13 protein-coding genes are annotated in these 18053 nt (G+C 60.6%); 5 read left to right on the top strand and 8 right to left on the bottom strand.

The window, feature by feature from the left end; all coding sequences use genetic code 11:
• Positions 1–5: 5 nt before the first annotated feature.
• From M2337_RS06240 to M2337_RS06230, 3 genes are read left to right on the top strand one after another with little or no spacing between them, the layout of a single operon-like run.
• Complete coding sequence (locus tag M2337_RS06240) at positions 6–2075, top strand: cbb3-type cytochrome c oxidase subunit I (RefSeq protein WP_413716246.1); 2070 nt, start codon at positions 6–8, stop codon at positions 2073–2075.
• On the top strand, positions 2072–2698 hold the full coding sequence (locus tag M2337_RS06235) for a cytochrome c oxidase subunit 3 (protein ID WP_264572111.1): 627 nt from the start codon (positions 2072–2074) through the stop codon (positions 2696–2698). Before M2337_RS06240 ends, M2337_RS06235 begins: the two co-directional genes overlap by 4 nt.
• Positions 2695–3009, top strand: coding sequence for a cytochrome o ubiquinol/quinol oxidase subunit IV (locus tag M2337_RS06230; protein WP_264572110.1), 315 nt, complete (start codon positions 2695–2697; stop codon positions 3007–3009). The genes M2337_RS06235 and M2337_RS06230 overlap by 4 nt, the downstream gene beginning before the upstream one ends.
• Positions 3010–3032: 23 nt before the next feature.
• On the opposite strand, the gene M2337_RS06225 is transcribed toward M2337_RS06230, so the two are convergent.
• The 7 genes from M2337_RS06225 to M2337_RS06195 form a co-directional block, all read right to left on the bottom strand.
• Complete coding sequence (locus tag M2337_RS06225; protein ID WP_264572109.1) at positions 3033–3974, bottom strand: NAD(P)/FAD-dependent oxidoreductase; 942 nt, start codon at positions 3972–3974, stop codon at positions 3033–3035.
• 2 nt (positions 3975–3976) lie between these two features.
• Positions 3977–4519, bottom strand: a complete 543-nt coding sequence (locus M2337_RS06220) for a hemerythrin domain-containing protein (RefSeq protein WP_264572108.1) — start codon at positions 4517–4519, stop codon at positions 3977–3979.
• 117 nt (positions 4520–4636) lie between these two features.
• On the bottom strand, positions 4637–5530 hold the full coding sequence (locus M2337_RS06215; RefSeq protein ID WP_264572107.1) for an NAD(P)H-hydrate dehydratase: 894 nt from the start codon (positions 5528–5530) through the stop codon (positions 4637–4639).
• Positions 5527–6285 (bottom strand): histidine phosphatase family protein, encoded by a 759-nt coding sequence (locus M2337_RS06210; RefSeq protein WP_264572106.1) that lies wholly within the window; start codon positions 6283–6285, stop codon positions 5527–5529. Before M2337_RS06210 ends, M2337_RS06215 begins: the two co-directional genes overlap by 4 nt.
• Before the next feature lie 291 nt (positions 6286–6576).
• The gene (locus M2337_RS06205) at positions 6577–8718 is read right to left on the bottom strand and encodes a putative bifunctional diguanylate cyclase/phosphodiesterase (protein WP_264572105.1); all 2142 of its coding nucleotides are present in this window, start codon (positions 8716–8718) and stop codon (positions 6577–6579) included.
• A gap of 477 nt (positions 8719–9195) precedes the next feature.
• Positions 9196–11184: a BCCT family transporter gene (locus tag M2337_RS06200; RefSeq protein ID WP_413716245.1), complete on the bottom strand. Its 1989-nt coding sequence runs from the start codon at positions 11182–11184 to the stop codon at positions 9196–9198.
• A gap of 731 nt (positions 11185–11915) precedes the next feature.
• Entirely contained in the window at positions 11916–13127 is a 1212-nt protein-coding gene (locus M2337_RS06195; protein WP_264572103.1) for an HNH endonuclease, read from the bottom strand.
• A 394-nt stretch (positions 13128–13521) separates the two neighbouring features.
• Here M2337_RS06195 and M2337_RS06190 point away from each other — a divergent pair, with 394 nt between their 5' ends.
• Positions 13522–14514, top strand: a complete 993-nt coding sequence (locus M2337_RS06190; protein WP_264572102.1) for a DUF1837 domain-containing protein — start codon at positions 13522–13524, stop codon at positions 14512–14514.
• Positions 14511–17057: a DEAD/DEAH box helicase gene (locus M2337_RS06185; protein ID WP_264572101.1), complete on the top strand. Its 2547-nt coding sequence runs from the start codon at positions 14511–14513 to the stop codon at positions 17055–17057. The genes M2337_RS06190 and M2337_RS06185 overlap by 4 nt, the downstream gene beginning before the upstream one ends.
• A gap of 122 nt (positions 17058–17179) precedes the next feature.
• Here the strand turns inward: M2337_RS06185 and M2337_RS06180 are convergent, their stop codons facing one another.
• Positions 17180–18049, bottom strand: coding sequence for a helix-turn-helix domain-containing protein (locus M2337_RS06180; RefSeq protein ID WP_264572100.1), 870 nt, complete (start codon positions 18047–18049; stop codon positions 17180–17182).
• Between the last annotated feature and the right edge of the window lie 4 nt (positions 18050–18053).

Raw genomic sequence — 18053 nt, 5'->3', positions numbered from 1 at the left:
CGCTTATGCCGGCGCTGCTGGGGCGGTTCCGCTGGGATGCGCTGCCCTTCGTGCGTGCCTGGGAAAACCCCAACGCCAATGAACTGATCGCCGCCGGAGCCGGAGCCTTGGTGGTGGCCGGCGCGCTCTTCATGGTCGTGCTGATCACCCGCCTCGGCCGCTGGCGCTGGCTCTGGACGGAATGGCTCACCAGCCTCGATCACAAGAAGATCGGGATCATGTACATCGTAATCGCCTTGATCATGCTGGCGCGCGCGCTGATCGAGGCCAATCTCATGCGGCTGCAACAGGCAGTCGCAATCGGCGATCCCGGCCTGGTTGCGCCCGAGCATTTTGCCGAGCTGTTCAGCACCCATGGCTCGATCATGATCTTCTTCATGGCGATGCCCTTCCTCACCGGGCTGATCAACTATGTGGTGCCGCTGCAGATCGGCGCGCGCGATGTCGCTTATCCGCTGCTCAACGCCATCGGCCTCTGGCTCACTGCGGCCGGCGCGGGGCTGATGATGGCCTCGCTCGTGATCGGCCGCTTCTCCACCGGCGGCTGGAGCGGCTATCCGCCGTTCACGGAGATCGGCTTCAATCCGGGCGTCGGGCCGGATTATTGGATCTGGGCGATCACGTTGAGCTCGATTGCCTCTACCCTGGCCGGCATCAACATCGCCGTCACCATCTATAAGATGCGCTGCCCGGGCATGACATTGATGCGGATGCCGCTATTCGCCTGGACCAGCCTGTGCACCGCCATATTGATGATCTTCGCGATGCCGCCGCTGACGGTCGCGACGGCGCTGCTGGCGCTCGACCGTTATCTGGACTTCCACTTCTTCACCAACGCCCTTGGCGGCAACATGATGCATTATGCCAACCTGTTCTGGATGTTCGGCCATCCAGAGGTCTACATCGTCATCCTGCCAGCCTTCGGCATCTATTCCGAAGTGGTCTCCACCTTCTCCTCGAAGGAGCTCTACGGCTACAACTCGCTGGTGATCGCCACGATGGCGATCGCGGTGCTCTCCTTCACCGTCTGGCTGCATCATTTCTTCACCATGGGGCAGAGCCCGAGCCTGAACGCCGTGTTCGGCATCGCGACGATGGCGATCGGCGTGCCGACGGGGGTCAAGATCTACAACTGGATCTGGACGATGTTCCGCGGCGAAGTGCGCTTCACCACGCCCATGTGCTATGCGCTCGCCTTCATGATGACCTTCGTGCTCGGAGGGCTCACCGGCATCATCCTCGCCTTCCCGCCGCTCGATTACATCGTGCACAACACGCTGTTCCTCGTGGCGCATTTCCACAATATGCTGATCCCGGGTACGCTCTACGGCCTGCTCGCCGCCTATACCTTCTGGTTCCCCAAGGCGTTCGGCTTTCGGCTCGATGAGCGGTGGGGCAAGATATCCTGCGCCTGCTGGGTGATCGGCTTCTATCTCGCCTTCATGCCGCTCTACGTGCTGGGCGCTGCAGGCATGGCGCGCCGCACCCCGGCGGTGATGGAGACCGCCTACCGGCCCTGGCTCTATGCGGCGGAAGTCGGCGCGCTCGTGCTGTTCTGCGGCTTCGTGGCGCTCTTCGTCCAGCTCTGGGTGAGCCTGCGCAAGCGCGCCGCCACCCGCGTCTTCGCAGGCGATCCCTGGGATGGGCGGGCGCTCGAATGGTCGATCGCGGCGCCGCCGCCGGAGTATAATTTTGCCCGGCTGCCGCAGGTCGACCAGCGTCATTGGTTCTTCGACGCCAAGCGCAAGGGTGCGCCTTATGCCCCGCCGGCCCGTTATGAAGACATCGAGATGCCGAAAAACAGCGCCGTCGCGCCGATCATCGGGATTGCCAGCACGGCAGCCGGCTTTGCTCTCGTTTGGCATATGTGGTGGCTGGCGATCCTTGGCCTGCTTGCGGTCATAGCGACGGTGATCGCGCGCAGCTTCGCCCGCGACACGCACCGGCTGATCCCGGCCAGCGCGGTCGAACGGACGGAGCGGGCCTGGCTCGACGCGGTGGCGCGGGCGCGGCCCATCCCCCGCGAGATGGAGACGGCCCCCGCGAATGCGGGCCTGGCCGAGGTGCACCCATGACAGCCGGTGAGACAAAACACCCCGGCCTCAATCTAGGCAGCACCGACGCGCAAGCCCATGAGGCGGCGGGCTCGGCCCTGTTCGGCTTCTGGGCGTTCCTGATGAGCGACGCGGTGATCTTCGCGCTGCTCTTCGCCACTTATGGCGTCATGCTCCCCGCGACCGCCGGCGGCCCGACCCCCGCGAGCGAATATAAGATCGGCCCGACCTTTCTGGAAACGCTGGTCCTGCTCACCAGCAGCATCACCTACGGCCTGGCCTCGATCGCGATGAAGCATGGGGCGGCGCAGGCGAGCATCCAGACCTGGCTGGGGCTGACACTTGCCTTGGGGCTGCTCTTCCTGGGGCTGGAACTGCACGATTTTGCCGGCATGATCGCCCATGGCGCCACGCCCATGCGCAGCGGCTTCCTCTCGGCCTTTTTCGCGCTGGTGCCGCTGCACGGCCTGCATGTGCTCGCCGGCAGCCTGTGGATGGTCGTGATGATGGCGCAGTTGCGGATCATCGGCCTTGATGCGCGCGTGAAGATCAACCTTCTGCGCCTCGGCCTGTTCTGGCACTTCCTCGACATCATCTGGATCGCGATCTTCTCGACCGTCTATCTACCGGGGCTGATCCCATGAGCGAACGCCGAGACGACCCTCGCCGCGAGACACGCGGCTATGTGCTGGGCTATGCCGCCGCACTCTTGCTGACCAGCGTCGCCTTTGCGCTCGTGCGCTGGCCGGTGCTCGGCAGCACCGCCACCTATGCGCTCGTGCTGGCCTTGGCGCTCATCCAGATTGTCGTGCAGTTTCGCTGCTTCCTCCACATCGGCCTCAAGCGCTCGACGCGTGACGACCTCCAGCTCATCCTCTTCTCCAGCCTGATCATCGCGCTCATGGTCGGCGGCACGCTGGTGATCCTGTTCAACCTGCGGATGCGGATGATGTGAGTGGGCGGTCGTCGCAGCGTTGACTAGCGACGGAGGGGCGCCACCTTGGCCAGATCGTTCCGGATCGTGGTCGCGGCGACGCCGCCCTCCCCCATCGCGTGGCTGATCTGGTCGAGGCCGAGGACGACATCGCCGGCGGCATAAAGCCCGGGGATGTCTGTGCGCTGGTGGGCGTCGACCATCAGACACCCCTCGGATGTGCGGCTTGCGCCGAGCATCCCGGCCAGCTCCGAGCGGATGTCCGAACCCAGCGCCGGATACAGCGTGTCGAAGCGGCGCGTCTCGCTCTCGATGCCGAGCGCGATCTGATCTTCCACCAAGCTGATGGACGTACATTGTCCGGCAATATCGATGCCCGCCGCTTTCAGCCCAGCGCATTGCGCCGGTTCCAGACTATGTCCCCCTTCAGGCGCGACCAGCGTGATATCGGCGGAATAGCCGCGAAGGAACGTGGCTTCATTATAGCCGCGCTCGCCCGTTCCGAGCACCGCGATGGCCTTGTCCGTGACTTCATAGCCATCGCAGATCGGACAATAGCGGAGCCGACCGGTCGCAAGCGCGCGATCATGGCATAGATCGTCCATCATCATGGGGCGGCGATTGACCACGCCGGTGGCGAGCAGGATGGTCCGCGCAGCGAGGCTTCGGCCGCCCGCGTGCGCGATGAACTGGCTGCCATCATGCGCGAGGCTCTCGACGATCCCGTCCTGCAGGCGCGCGCCATAGAGGGTCGCCTGTCCGCGCATCCGCGCAAGCAGATCGACCCCGGAGATGCCTTCCGGAAACCCGGCATGATTGCGGGTGAGCGGGATCAAGGCGGCTCGGCTATGTCCGCCGTCTATGACGCAGACCGTCAGATGAAAGCGTGCGAGATAGATCGCGGCGGTCAGCCCCGCAGGGCCGCCGCCGACGATCAGGCAGTCCAGCCGTTCGGCCGAGGGGTCGGCCGGCTCCTGGACGGCCATGCTTATTTGCTGGCCTGCGCCATCAACTCGGCCTTGCGGGCCGCGAGCTCGGCGCCCAGGGCCTTGAGATCGAGTTCGCTCTCGCGGCTTTCAGCAAACATCTCCTGCTCCTCTTCCTCGACATGGTGCTCAACATATTCGCCAAGCAACGTCACTTTGGCGTCGAACAGGCGGTCACCCGCCTTCATGGCCTGGATCTCAGCGATGAGTTGCTTGGCGCTGGCATGTTCCACTTCGGCCTCGTCGAGCAGGTCATCATCGTCGATGGCCTCGCGCGCGGCGGGATAGAAGATTTCTTCTTCGATCTGCGCATGAACCGTCAGAGCGAGGCAGATCTTGTCAGCCAGCGCCTGCTTCTCGGCATCGTCTTCGAGATCAGCATATTGGTCGAAAAAGCCCTTCACCTCCTTGTGGTCGTCCTTGAGCAGCTTGATCGCGTCGGCGGGCTTTGCCGCCGCCCGCTGGGTCTTGCGCGCCGTCTTCGATGCAGGCTTCTTCGATGCGGGCTTGGCTTTGGGCTTTGCGGCAGTCTTGGTCGTGGCCATGTCGTATCTCCATCATGGGGACGCATGCGCGCGCCCCTTCGCAGAACAACCACCGAACGCCGCCGCAGACCCCGTCGCGCCGCCCATATTAACCTTTGGCAATACGATTGCCGTCTTTCATCGCTCCGGCTCCAGGCTGGCGATCAGCCCGGGAACGACCGGCAGGAGATCACGCGCGAGAAATCCGACTTCAGCAATCTCGCTGGCAACGCGGGCGCCCGCCGCACCATGGACGAAAACGCCCCAGGCCGCCGCTCGCAACGGATCGGCGCCGCGTGCGGCAAGACCGCCGATGAGACCGGCCAACACATCGCCCGAACCACCCGTGGCAAGACCGATGCTGCCGCCCTCGAACAGCAAGGGCTCATCTTCTCGCGGCGACGCGATCAGGGTTTGGGCGCTCTTCAGGACGACGACCGCGTTGAAGGCCCGCGCGACATGCAGGGCTGCGGCGCGCGGGTCTTTGCGGATCACGTCGATGTCCTGCCCCGTCAGAAAGCTCATTTCCCGATGGTGCGGCGTCAGGATGACCCGCCCCTCATGCGCCGCCACCAGCTTCTCGAGCTTCCGGGCACAAGTGAGGGCAGCGGCATCGAGGATGATCGTCTGACCCGGACTTGGCGTGCCGAGCAGCGCGGCGACAAACTGCTCGGTGCGATCCCCCGCGGACATCCCCGGGCCAAGAATGAGCGTGTCACAGCGCGCGAGGCGGTCCTGCAGCAACGCGACCGCCTCGAGCGCGATCTCGCCATCCTCATCTGCGGGCAGGGCGATCATCGCCGCCTCGGGCACCAGGACGGCGAGCGCCATTGCGGCGGATCGCACGGTCGCCATCTGGAGCTTGCCGGCTCCCGCGCGCAGTGCCGCCTCGCCGGTGAGCCTGAGCGCGCCCGGCACGAACTCCGCGCCGCCGACCAGGAGAACCCGGCCCCGCGCGTCCTTATCGCCCAGCGCCGCGATCGGCGGCAGTGGATGGGCTTCGAGCCAGGCGCGGTCGAGGGTCGGCATCATCCGCGCCGCCCCGTGATCGCGTCAGGTTCGCTGGTGACCGGGGTCGCGTGGTTCTGCATCGGCGCTGTCACATTGTAGCGCTGGAGCTTGAGCCCGCCATCCCGGCCCGCCGACGGATCGAACAGATAGTCGGTGATGGCGCAATTGGCCACGTCCCCTTCCCGGTCGATGGCCAAGATGCCTCGCTCATCGAGGCTCTCGATGATGTAGCGCATGCAGAGGACCACCACCTGATGCGTAAAGATCATCACCCGCTTTCCGGCATAATGAAGCGAGATGGTATCGAGGACCGACCGCAACCGCAGGATGACATCGCACCAGCTCTCGCCCCCGGGCGGGCGGTGATAGAATTTCCCCAGCAGGCGCCGAAATTCGGCCTGATCAGGGAAGATATTCGCGACGCCGGGCGTGGTGAGGCCATCGAGAATGCCGAACTCCTTCTCGCGCAGGCGCTCGTCAAAGCAGATTGGCTCCTGCCGGTCGGTCCCGCCCGCCTCGCGGAAAAGCTCCGCGGTCTGAAAGGCACGGAGATAGGGAGAAGATAAGAGAATCTGTGGCCGATGCTCGGCCGGCTGCTCGTAGAACCACAGGCCCAGCGCGCGCGCCTGCGCCGTACCGAGGTCGCTCAGCGGCACGTCGGCATCCCGCGAGGTCAGCGCGATCCGGTCATGCGCTGCCTCGTGCGCAGCGTCGCGAGCGACATTCCCCGCGCTCTGCCCGTGGCGCACGATAATCAACTGTTCTGGCCAATGCATACTGCCTCCGCTGATCATCGCGGAACGTTCCTGACGCTTAATTCGATCCCCATGAGGGTGAGGCGCGGACAGCGAGCACCCCGGCGGCGGCCGCGATTCAAAGCGCTCCAGTTGTTCGCTTGCGCCCCCTTGCTGTCTAAGCTGGGTGCTGCACTCAACACACCGGTCGGTTGTTGAAGCCGAACCAATAACGGCTCCGAAGGCCAAAAGATTGGGGTTTACACTATCGCTCGGTCGGCAGGACCGGCCACGCCACCCACTTCATTCTCGTTCAGCGGCTGCAATCGAGAATCATCTTTTCTGAGTCCCGCGCCTTAGACTGCTTTCTTGGAGTAGCTGGGAGAGCGGCATCGGGCGGCCGAACAGCCAGCCTTGCAGCCAGTGGCATCCTGCGGCCCGGGCGAGGGCCGCTTGATCTTCTGTCTCCACGCCTTCTGCCGTGATCCTAAGACCCAGCGCTTGGGCCAGCGCTACAATGGCTACCAACAAATCGCGACCTGATGCACAGCCCATGGCTTCTTTCACGAAGAGCTTATCTATTTTCAGCCGGTCGAATTTGAAGGATTGGAGGTAACCAATACTTGCGAAGCCAGTTCCAAAGTCGTCCAAAGCGAGCCGGATGCCCAAGGTCCGCAGATCGGCCATGATTGCCGCAGCGGCCTGTGGCCGACCCAGCAAATAGCTTTCAGTGATCTCGAGTTCGAGCCGGTCAGCTGGAAAGCCTGTGTCGGCAAGGATTGCGCTGATCTGGTCAGCAAGATGTGCATCCCAAAACTGCGCGGGCGAGAGGTTGACCGAGAGGTCGATGCCGAGAGGCTTGATGTCGATGCAGGCCCTGCGGAGCACCTGCCCTCCCAAGGAGCCGATTAGGCCAGTCATTTCGGCAAGCGGAATGAAGACATCTGGGGGAATTGGACCTTCGGTGGGATGGGTCCATCGCGCTAGGGCTTCAAGCCCAACAATGGCGCCGGATTCCGCTAGAACAATCGGCTGATAGGCCAGTTCAATTCGATTTTCCGCGATTGCAATGCGCAGGTCCTGTTCAAGACGCTTCCGCACGAGATGTTCTTCGTCCAGTTCGAGGGTGAAGTCGCTCCAGCGGTTCTTCCCCCTGGCTTTGGCATTGTACATTGCAACGTCCGCACGGCGCATCAGTTCGTCGATATCGACGAGAGCATCTGAAGAAGACGTCACGACGCCAACGGATATTCCGATGAGAATATTGGCGCCGGCGACCGGAACCGTCGTCTGAAAGGAGGCGATGATGCGTTCGGCGAGAGAACATCCCGGGCCATCGACATCAAGCTGGCACAATATTGCAAACTCGTCGCCGCCCGTGCGAGCAATCAGCGAATGCGCCGGCGCGGCCGCCGCGAGCCGGGATGCCACCTCCCGCAGCAGGGCGTCTCCTGCGCCATGGCCATACAGATCGTTCACGCCTTTGAAGCCATCCAGGTCCATGTAAAGCAGAACGAAATGATTACCGGTCGCAATCGCCTCGTTGAGCCGACCGAGGAGGACGCGGCGATTAGGAAGCTCCGTTAAAGGATCGTGGTTCGCCAAATGCTGAGTTTTGGCTTGGCTGGCTGTCAATGCTGCAATGGACTGCCCCCCCTGCCGCAGGATAAAAAGCGCAGCGATAACCGCGACGACCATGATGGCGGCAAACCCAGGGATGACCTCGCGACGAAATTGTGTGCCAGGGGTCTCGAACGCGATCTCAACGGATGCGATCTGGTTACCATCCATATCTCGCAGGACTAGCGCGGCGCTCGACGGGGCTGGCCGTGCCAGGTTTAGCGCTAGGGCGGGGAGATGGTGCTTGGCACGGATACTGGCGAGATGGCTCGCATCAAAACGCTCGGCTATGACGAGCAGGTGCCTCTCACCCGCAGGCGCCGACACTTTGTTGGTCAAGGGAACAACGGCAGCAACCGAGTAGACGAAAACCTGACGTTTCTCGCGGGCAAAGCCGCTGACGATTGGCGTGCCACGATCATCCATAGCACGCACTTTCGCCATCGCCGTCTGAATTGACGGACCCAGTATCTCGGCAAGTTTAGATGAGGATCGGTTTCCGTTGCTAAAGGCGTAGCGGGTCCCCCCGTCAGGACCGATGACGAAGACATGGTCATAATTCTGGGTTTTACCGAGGTAAGCCGTGATGTTGTCGTCGATCCACGCCGCGCTGAAGTCGTACGAAATGTGGCGCACTGCGTCGTCCCATTTCGCGTAGTCCTGAAGATCATGCTCCACCATGGAGACGCTTGTCGCGAGGGCAGCTTCCAGCGTCCGCGTCTCGCGTACTGCCTCAAGCCGATCCTGCGCGGAGGTCGTGACTAAAATGAGCCCTAGAATGCTTCCGAAGCACAACCCGAGAAGCAATAGCACAGGCCAGAGATAGCGAGCAGGCACGCGTTGAATGAGTGACATAGGCCTTTGCTGATGTGACTGTTTTCAGCACCTTTGGGCCGCAGGTCGTACCAAGACGTTAATAGAGATTCTCCATTCACCGCATTTCGGATGGAGGGATAGCTGACGGCTTTTTCGCTCAGAATGAGCCCGTGTCTGAGCAGAACCTCGCTGACAAATTTCCGTCGGAGAAAGCGTGCGGACGAACGAACACGCTCCCTTAAAGTCTCCCTCATGCGAGCTTGCAAATCGGATGGAATTGTTCTCGGTGCCAGGGAGCCGCTGACACAACCGCGTCTTTCGCACACCCGATGGGGAACCTCCGATCAAACGCGGTCCCACGGGTTAATGTGGCTAGCGGAATGTCGCGCAAGACGGGCTTCTCTGCGCGGAAGCCTCTGACGAGAAGATCGAGGCGAAATGCCTTTTGCGTCTTATGACGACTACATTTCAGACGAGGTCTACCCGTTGCCTTCGTACTGACTGCCGCTCATCGCATCACGACATCCGCCGGCTGTGACGGAAGCGGGAATAGCGATTGAGCAGATCGTTGATCAGTTGCTCGTCGGTATAGCCGGTCACGTCATGAGGCTGCCCTCCGTCGGAAGAGTGCGCCACGGCGCGGTAATGAAGGCGCTCTCGCTCCTGGGTCTTTCGCGGTTCGGCCCAGACAAAACTCGCCACACGAAACCCGCGCGCACGGACGGTATAATCGAAGTCGCCGCGCTCGCCATGCGGGATGGTGAGTCCCACATGATCGGCATCCTGCATGAGGCGCGCGGAAATACCGCTGTCTCGCATCTGCGCCGCCACGGCCGCGAGGGCCGGCTGGGCAGTGTCGGCGAGAAATGCGAGCACTTCATCTCGATCGTGAAACCGGGTGATGGTTGCAAGGCGCTGCTGCCATGTGAAGGCGGTTTCTGCGCCCGTGGCGGCGCCCGCAGCAGACAGGTCCATCGCTTCCTGGCTCTCGGTTTGAAGCGCTCGCAACAGGCCGTAGCAAATGAACACCATGACCACAGCGAAGGGCAACGCGCTGGCGATCGCCGCGGTTTGAAGCGCCTGAAGCCCACCGGCGACCAGCAGAACCGCCGCGACACCGCCGGCGCAGACCGCCCAGAAGACGCGCTGCCAGACCGGAGGATCTTTCGCTGCGCCGGACGTGATCATATCCATGACCAACGCACCGGAATCCGCTGACGTTACGAAGAACGTGATGATGAGAAGCGTCGCGATGCCTGAAACAATGGTGGAAAGCGGGAGCTGCTCAAGCGTCTCGAACAAGGCGACCGGGAGGTTGTTAGCGACCGTATCGGCGATGTGGGCTGCGCCGCTCAGATCGAGCGCGATCGCTGTGTTTCCGAATACGGTCATCCAGAGGAAGGTGAACAATGCCGGGACGAGCAGAACGCCGCCAACAAACTGACGGATTGTGCGCCCGCGCGAGATGCGCGCGATGAACATGCCGACAAATGGCGACCATGCGATCCACCAGCCCCAGTAGAACAGCGTCCAGCTACCCAACCACGGATTGGGCTCATAGGCGTACAGACGGAAGGTGCGCTGCACGACCTCGCTGAGATAAGTCCCCACATTCTGGACGAAGGCCTGCAGCAGAAACACCGTCGACCCGGTGACGAGCACGAAGACCAGCAATAGCGCGGCCAGAATGATGTTCAGTTCCGACAGGCGCTTCACGCCTCGGTCCAGCCCCATGACAACCGACAGCGTCGCCAACCCCGTGATGGCGGCAATCAAGACGAGCTGGATGACCGTGTTGCTCGGCAGACCGAACAGATAGCTGAAGCCGGCATTCACCTGCAGCACGCCCAGACCGAGCGAAGTCGCGACCCCGAACATGGTGCCCAGCACGGCGAAGATGTCGACAGCGTGGCCGATGGGACCATAGATCCGCTCCCCGATCAGCGGATAGAGCGCCGAGCGGATGGTGAGCGGCAGACCGCGGCGAAAGGCGAAATAGGCAAGCGCCAGGCCGACGACGATATAGATCGCCCAAGCGTGGAGCCCCCAGTGAAAGAAGGTAAGGACCATCGCCTGCCGGGCGGATTCGATCGTGCGACCTTCGCCGACCGGCGGCAAGGCGTAATGCTGGATGGGCTCGGCGACGCCGAAGAAGATCAGCCCGATCCCCATCCCGGCGCTGAACAGCATCGCGAACCATGAAGGATAGCTGTAGTCCGGTTCACTGTCGTCGGCCCCAAGTTTGACGTCGCCATAACGGCTGAACATCAAAAACAGGGCGAACACGAGAAAGCCGGCCACCGATGCAATGTAGAACCAGCCGAAGTCCGCCACGATGAGCGCCTGCGCAGCGGCGAATAGCCGACCGGCAACATCAGGAACGATTGCTCCAAACAACACAAAGGCGAGAATGAGGCCGGCCGAGACGAAGAACACGGTAGGATTGATCTCAATCCGGCGCTTTGTGGTGCCTTCCGGCGCCTCATTAAACGATGGCTCGCTCACTTCTCCCCCCCTGCAGCGAGAACTCTGTTCAGAATGGGAACGAGGTGAGGCGCCGTCGGTTGCATATGGCTCACAAGGGGCCTCGATCCACGTCAGCGGCGTACCCTTATAGCGCGGCATCTCTGCACCTGTCCGCTGACGGAAGAACTGACCCACGGAGATGCCGCCCCAATGTGGGTGGTCGTCCAATCGAAGCACCCGCGCGCCTGCGAACAGGGTTCAAAACAATCCCGAGACAAAGCGCAAAAAGGCCGGAAAAGGCCGGAGCGGGTAGCGGGGATCGAACCCGCATCACAAGCTTGGAAGGCTAGCGTTGTTCGAACTTTCCTGCGGACCTTCGGGCAAAACAGCGTTGTTTCGCCCCTCTTAAACTCAATAGCTTAGAGGATAACAGCAAAATGATTCTGCCGCTCTGAGGGCGATGACGGTCGGTCACATATCCGAAATGCGTCGTGCTCCGCTCTATGTGATTGGCGCTAGTGAAGGCCGCTTGTCGGACAGTCCGGAATGGCAGGGTACAGCCGTACAAATGGAATAGCGGACACTCGGATGCGTCGTGTCGGCTTCCGGGTCCGACCCTTTTCCGCCATTGAATTCGAGATTTTTGTCGACCAGATGCGGACCGGCCGCATTTCGATTCCCATGCTTGAAGTAGCCACCAGGTGGCCGAGTTGCGGATCGAACTGTTCGCAGTCGGCCAGCTTCGCATCATTCGCGGACGAAGCCCATATTCAACAGGTGGGAAGCGACGACGGATCAATACGATGCGCCTCAAGCGCTTTGAGATCGGCATGGGGCACTGTTCGCGTGATGTGCGCCACATAGTCGGCGATCCCAATCGGCCCCACGGCTCGGGCGGCAGATGGAACGACAATCCAGGCCTGGCCCATATTAATGTCGGCAGGCACTTGAGAAATCAGATTGTGATCGTCGGTGATCGCAATAGTCATGGTTTGACCAGAAGGCGTCACAATCGCTAGGCTCAAGGTTCCATCCAGCACCTGGAGTTGTAGCACCCATCCGGCCGGCCAAGCGAGGAATGCAAGTCCGCTGCCACCAGTGAAATAGCCCGAACCCCTGACCTTGTACTGCTTGCGCTTTTCCGGGTTCGCCTCCCGGAAAGCGCGGCGGAGCAGCTCGCCATCTGCATGCTTCCCAAAGCCTGCGCCGAAAATCTGGCAGCCAATCGCTAGCCCAAGCTTGCAAAGCCAACGCTGTCCAACGTCAGTGAGGTCTATTTCCAAGCGCGCACGGGTCGATTGGCTGGCCCTTGCCCGCCTGAGTATGGCATCGATTATTTCGAGGTCCGCAGCTTGCGCTGGATCCTCTCGGTTTATCTGTTCAAATGCAGTCCAGTTCGGTGGCACGCCAGGCGTGACAATATACCGCTTGGCCCGCTTGAAATGCTTTTTGAAGGACCCAAATGCCCCGAGAAGCCAGTATTCGGTGTTCGACGCGAGTGCCATATAGGCACGACCGGCAGCCGCCTTGTTCGCTCGCGGATCGCCGCCGAGATATCTCTTCCAAAGATCGCTCGTTTCCTCCGGACGAAAATGCACGATCGTTGCGCCGCAAGGCCCAGCCCACCAATCCGCGACATCGCCCGACGGGATTGCAGGGTCGGTCAGTTTGCCTAGATAGTCGAGCGGTAGGACGGTCTTCAGCGGCTCGGTGAGCGAGAGATACATGCGGGCATCGTGACCGCGTTCCCGCGAACCGGCCCATCCGCGAATGAATGCGCCGTCGACGTAGACACCGGACATTGAATTGCAGCGCGCGCAGACGTCGTCTGTCCGCCAAAACCGGGGCAGATAATCGCCCCCAAGCGCGTCGGGCCATATATGTTCGTCTGAAAACTCCGACCGCGGGAGGTCAAAGCCACAGTAAAAGCACGTTACTAAGGGCACGGGGGTCTGTTCTTCGACATCGATCGTTTCGCTCATGGCCGGTATCATCGGTGGTCGCCCCAGGAAGTGCAAGTCGGACACTCGCGACCTTCAGGTATGGTCCAGCTGCCGCCCATCGAGGTCGACCCATCGAAGGCGTTCAGCGCCGTTTTCTGAATTCCCGGAAGCGGGCATACATGCCGGCACGCGCTTGGATCGCCCAAGGTCGGGAAAGTTGGACCTTTCCGAATGTCTGGACTCAGAATGAAAGAAGGGCAGTAGCGCTATTCGGAAGGAGGCGTCTGTTCACACTCGCCGCCGAGTAGCTGAAGATAACTTACCTGGGTGTTTGCCCCTCCGCCGGCCGTCCCGACTAGGGCACATTGCTACATACATTAGCACCTCCTAGCGTTAGGCTCGTTGGTGGGGTAAGTTCAATCGAGGGGGTAAGTTGAGCCAGCAGAACGCAGAAAAAGCAGACGGCCTAGACCTGGATGCGGTTCTTTCAGCTCTTTGCCGAGACTATTCAAAATTGGGCCCGAGGATACGGGAGCTACAGCACGAAGTGCTGTGCGAGTGCTCGGGCGTCACCCTTCGGCTGCATTTCCCGGCATTCCGACAGGGCAAAACCACGGTTCACGAACTGGTGGAGCTGGCATGGCTTCACTTGACGCCTTTCGCGCTGACGCGAAAGGAAATCGATGCGGTGAGAGCGCTGCAGTCCACCCTGCCGTTCGACGATTTCCTGGTCAAAACCACTCAGCTCAATGATGCAGCCGCCAAGCTTTTCATAAAGGCGCACAAGGCGACGAACCGGAATGGCGAGGCCGGCGAGCTACTGCTGTACCTGCTGACAGAATGGATTCTAGGCGCGCCCCAGGTCATTGCGAAGATGACCTTGAAAACCAATCCGCAGATGCCCGTTCACGGCGCGGACGGGGTCCATGTTCGCTACTGCCCTGAGACCGCGCGGCTCTTTCTCTACTGGGGAGAGTCGAAAATGTATGGCGACGTCGGCGCAGCCATCACGGCCGCCGCGAAATCGATCGCAAAATCCTTGAAGCCGGACGAGCTAGGTCACGAACTGCAGCTTGTTCAGCGAAATATCGATTTCACGGGGTTGGACCCCGACGGCAAGGAAGCCCTTCTGCGATATCTGGACCCTCATGAGGAAGAATATAACGAGCGCAAAGACGTCATCACATGCCTGATTGGCTTCGATTTTGACGGCTTCCAAAAGGCCAGCGCCGCTGGCGACCAAGGCGCTGAGGAAGCCTTCAGAGCTCTGGCAAAGGAGCATCTTGAAGCAGTCGCTCCCAAGGTCGCCGCTGCGCTCAAGGCAGCTGGGCTGGATTCTCAGGATGCGGAATTTTTCTTCTTCCCGCTCCCAGCCGTGCAGGAGTTTCGCGATCTCTTTCAGGCTCGGATTGGCTGGTTGCCATGATGCAGGAATTGGCTGACAAAGTTTGGGGGAATCCCGGATTTCACGACGCGGCGCACCGCATCGAGCTCGCATGGCTCACTAAAGAGATCGGCGGCGTCGATGACGGCCCTGCGGACATTACAGATGCCACGCGGTTGATGCGTTCAGCGGCCATTCTGGCCTGCTCGGAGACAGCAGATCATCGACGCGCTGCCTTTAGGGTGGCGACTTGTGCGTACGATCTGTTTGGCACAGAGCAGGTGCCCTTGGATCAGGCCCTGCGCGTCGTACTCATGCGCCTGGGCAACTTCCCATCCATCGGCACGCGAGCAGACGTAGAGTCCGCCCAGCCCAGCCTTCCCTTCGCGCTTGTCGCTGAAGAAATCGCGTCGGCCGATACGCATGAGGTGACGATAAACGGGCACACGGTGCTGCTGACAGACTTCCAGCAGAAGCTGTGGCTTAGTCTTACTCAGAGCCGCCGTATCGCATTGGCCGCGCCCACATCGGCGGGGAAATCCTTTGTACTGCAGGGGTATCTTTCGGCACTTTTCGACAACGATCGGGCAAAATCGGTTGTCTACATCGTCCCGACCCGTGCCTTGATCGCCCAAGTGGCAGAGGATCTGAAGGTTCAGTTCGAGGGAATGACACGCGATGTTCCCGACGTTGTCACGGTGCCGGTCGACGCGGACACCACGCTTGCCGAGCGCGCCATCTATGTGATGACGCAAGAGAGGGTGCAACTCGCTCTCGGTGCCCATCCCGCCTTCAGCGCTAGCGTCATCATCGTCGATGAAGCGCATTCGATCGCCGACGGATCGCGAGGTGTTCTCCTTCAATGGGTCGTCGACGATCTGCTCGTCCGCAATCCGACATCCCAGATCCTCTTCGCCAGTCCGGCAATCCGGAATCTGGATATCTTCGGCCGGCTGTTCGGTTTAGACGACGTGATCGAGTTCTCGTCTGTAGAGCCGACTGTTGCCCAGAACTTCTTGGTTACCACCATCGAGTCAGCGACCAAGGGCAAGCTTTCGATCAAGACCGCCGGGGACGGATCAAAGGCGCTACGGTCAGTCGCAACGCTGCAGCTGGATCGAACGGTCGCGAGCCGGGTAGAGAAACTCGTCCATATCCCGGCGGAACTCGGGCGCGGACATTCGAATATCATCTATGCAAACGGCGCGGCGGAGGCCGAGAGCGTTGCGCTCCAACTGGCCGAGTTGAAGTCTGATCGCGAGCCGACCGTCGCGCGCCTGGCTCTGTCGGACCTGGCTAAGGAAGCAGTCCACGCCAACTACGCGTTGGTTGAGTGCATCAAATACGGCGTCGCGTTTCACTATTCCAACATTCCCACCCAGCTTCGACGTGCAATTGAAGCGGCGGTATCGTCCGGTGAGGTCGACTTCCTCGTATGCACGAGCACGCTACTGCAGGGCGTCAATCTGCCTGCCAAAAACATCTTCATGTTCGCTCCGGAAAAAGGTCGTACTAAGGCCCTGGAGTCGACCGACTTCTGGAACCTCGCCGGTCGCGCCGGCAGACTAAAACGAGAATTTCAAGGCAATATCTTCCTCATCGACTACGACAAATGGAAGAAGAAGCCACTAGAAGGGCCAAAAGACTCGGTCATCACTCCGGCGATCGAAACCAGCCTGAACGACCATCACGATCAGCTCATGGCCGTCGTCGCCGGCACGCCGAGCGCCGGCCGCAGCGATGAAACCGATCTCGAAACCACCTTCGTCCGCCTTTATACCGATTTTAAAGGCGGAGACCTCAGCCAGACATTCGAACGAGCAGGCGTCGCCGCAGGCGATGCTCAGTCGGGCCTGCTAGAAGCCGCGCTCGCCGCTGCCAGTGAAAAACTCACCCTCCCAGCAGCGGTCATCCGTCGTACTCCAAACATATCCGCACACAAACAACAGCGGCTCTACGACCGGATAAGCGCGAAAGTGGCTCAAGGCCCCGACGTCGCTCGGACCCTCATCCCCCTGCACCCCCGCGAGAGTGAAGCTTTCCAGTCCTATGCGGATGTCCTAGAGCTTTGCCACGAGATCATTCTCGGCATCGATACCTCTAAAAATCTGCATCGGTTCCACGCTCTGATCGCGCGACGCTGGATGCTCGGCCTGCCGCTTCCGCAGATCATCGACGAGCAAATTTCGCGAAATACGTCGAAGCCTGTTCGGACGACGATCAGAAACACTCTGGATTTGATAGAGGGCGACATCCGTTTCCAAGCAGTTCGGCTGTTTGGTTGCTATAGCGCCCTTCTTGTCTACGCCCTCGACGGCGCGGGGTTGGTGGACATGGTCTCGAGCATTCCGTCTTTGCCCCTTTACCTAGAGATCGGCGCATCCGACAAAACGATGATCAGCTTTATCTCGCTGGGCTTGTCGCGCGTCACCGCCATGAAGCTGAACGAAATGTCGGCGCGTAAGGATCTAGACAACGCTAGCGCGCTTCAATGGCTGCGTACGCGACCTTTGGAAACACTGGGGCTTTCCCCTCTCTTGCTCGCCGAATTACGGGCGATTATGACTACCTCGTCACCGAACTGAGCGGTCAGCTCTATCGAGGCGCTGTAATGTCGGCCAATCTCTGTCTGCAGCTGGGATGCCTGCCAATTCCTGGGGGCACATACCGCCGCCATATCTCCACGATCGCACGTGTAGTGAACCGCCTAGCCCGCAGCGATGTCAGTCCCACGGACCTGCATCTCGACGCGCAAGCCAGCGGCTGCAGCCATGTTGACCAACGCATCGAGTCCGAACAGATCGACTTTGCCGCGGGTGAGATCGGAAATCCGAGGTTGGGTCACGCCAAAGACTTTAGCCGCCTGAGTCTGGCTCAGATGAGCGCGAGAAATATGATCCTTGAGCGCCGAAATTAGCTCAGAGCGTAGCTTTGCACTCTCGCTTATCGCCGAACTCGCTTCGGTCGAGCCTGCACTATCTGCGTTCCTCACCGGCTCTGCCGAGGATTCGGTATTCGCACTCATGTCCAGCGAGAACTGTTCGTGGGCGATACTAGCGATCTTCGCGGTAAGGCCGATCTTCTCTTCCGCCTTTGCGCGAGCATGATCCGACATAAAATCGAGAAGGCGCTCCAAGCCCCCATTGTCCGACACGGTTACAAAATCTTTGTTCTTATTCACAAAGACCACGGACTTCTTTTTTTCTCGAAGAAGCTCGATGACATTGCTTAGCGTGCCTGTGCTTTTGCAATCCCAGACCATGAGGCCAAAATCGCTGTTACGCGCCATCTCAAGGTCTTTGGCGGTAAAATAGGCGCGCGTGCCAGTCTTCGCCTTTGAAACGACCCTGTGCACCGGCCATTCTGCGACATTGTTTCGGGGCGTATCGCCGGTGCAATACACGGTCACCTTTCCGGCTTGGTATCGTTGAAGGCATTCTTGAATTGAGGTATCGGCGCCATCGGCATCTCCGACCACGACGTTGAAATCTGAAGATACGATCTTGTTGATCCTATCCGCCACCTTCTCATGCAGACGGCTTATTGAGATTGATCCGGCAATGAAGACAGTGGTCATGGCA

Source organism: Sphingobium sp. B2D3A, assembly GCF_025961795.1.
Lineage (GTDB): Bacteria > Pseudomonadota > Alphaproteobacteria > Sphingomonadales > Sphingomonadaceae > Sphingobium.
Note: the sequence above shows the minus strand (reverse complement) of the source record. Positions and strands in the feature narration are given on the sequence as shown.

Bases quoted from the DNA above. Each gene is read 5' to 3' on its own strand.
- M2337_RS06180 (WP_264572100.1), bottom strand. From the start codon at position 18,049: ATGACCACTGTCTTCATTGCCGGATCAATCTCAATAAGCCGTCTGCAT.
- M2337_RS06195 (WP_264572103.1), bottom strand. From the start codon at position 13,127: ATGAGCGAAACGATCGATGTCGAAGAACAGACCCCCGTGCCCTTAGTA.
- M2337_RS06215 (WP_264572107.1), bottom strand. From the start codon at position 5,530: ATGATGCCGACCCTCGACCGCGCCTGGCTCGAAGCCCATCCACTGCCG.
- M2337_RS06240 (WP_413716246.1), top strand. From the start codon at position 6: ATGCCGGCGCTGCTGGGGCGGTTCCGCTGGGATGCGCTGCCCTTCGTG.
- M2337_RS06235 (WP_264572111.1), top strand. From the start codon at position 2,072: ATGACAGCCGGTGAGACAAAACACCCCGGCCTCAATCTAGGCAGCACC.
- M2337_RS06220 (WP_264572108.1), bottom strand. From the start codon at position 4,519: ATGGCCACGACCAAGACTGCCGCAAAGCCCAAAGCCAAGCCCGCATCG.
- M2337_RS06185 (WP_264572101.1), top strand. From the start codon at position 14,511: ATGATGCAGGAATTGGCTGACAAAGTTTGGGGGAATCCCGGATTTCAC.
- M2337_RS06210 (WP_264572106.1), bottom strand. From the start codon at position 6,285: ATGCATTGGCCAGAACAGTTGATTATCGTGCGCCACGGGCAGAGCGCG.
- M2337_RS06205 (WP_264572105.1), bottom strand. From the start codon at position 8,718: ATGTCACTCATTCAACGCGTGCCTGCTCGCTATCTCTGGCCTGTGCTA.
- M2337_RS06225 (WP_264572109.1), bottom strand. From the start codon at position 3,974: ATGGCCGTCCAGGAGCCGGCCGACCCCTCGGCCGAACGGCTGGACTGC.
- M2337_RS06230 (WP_264572110.1), top strand. From the start codon at position 2,695: ATGAGCGAACGCCGAGACGACCCTCGCCGCGAGACACGCGGCTATGTG.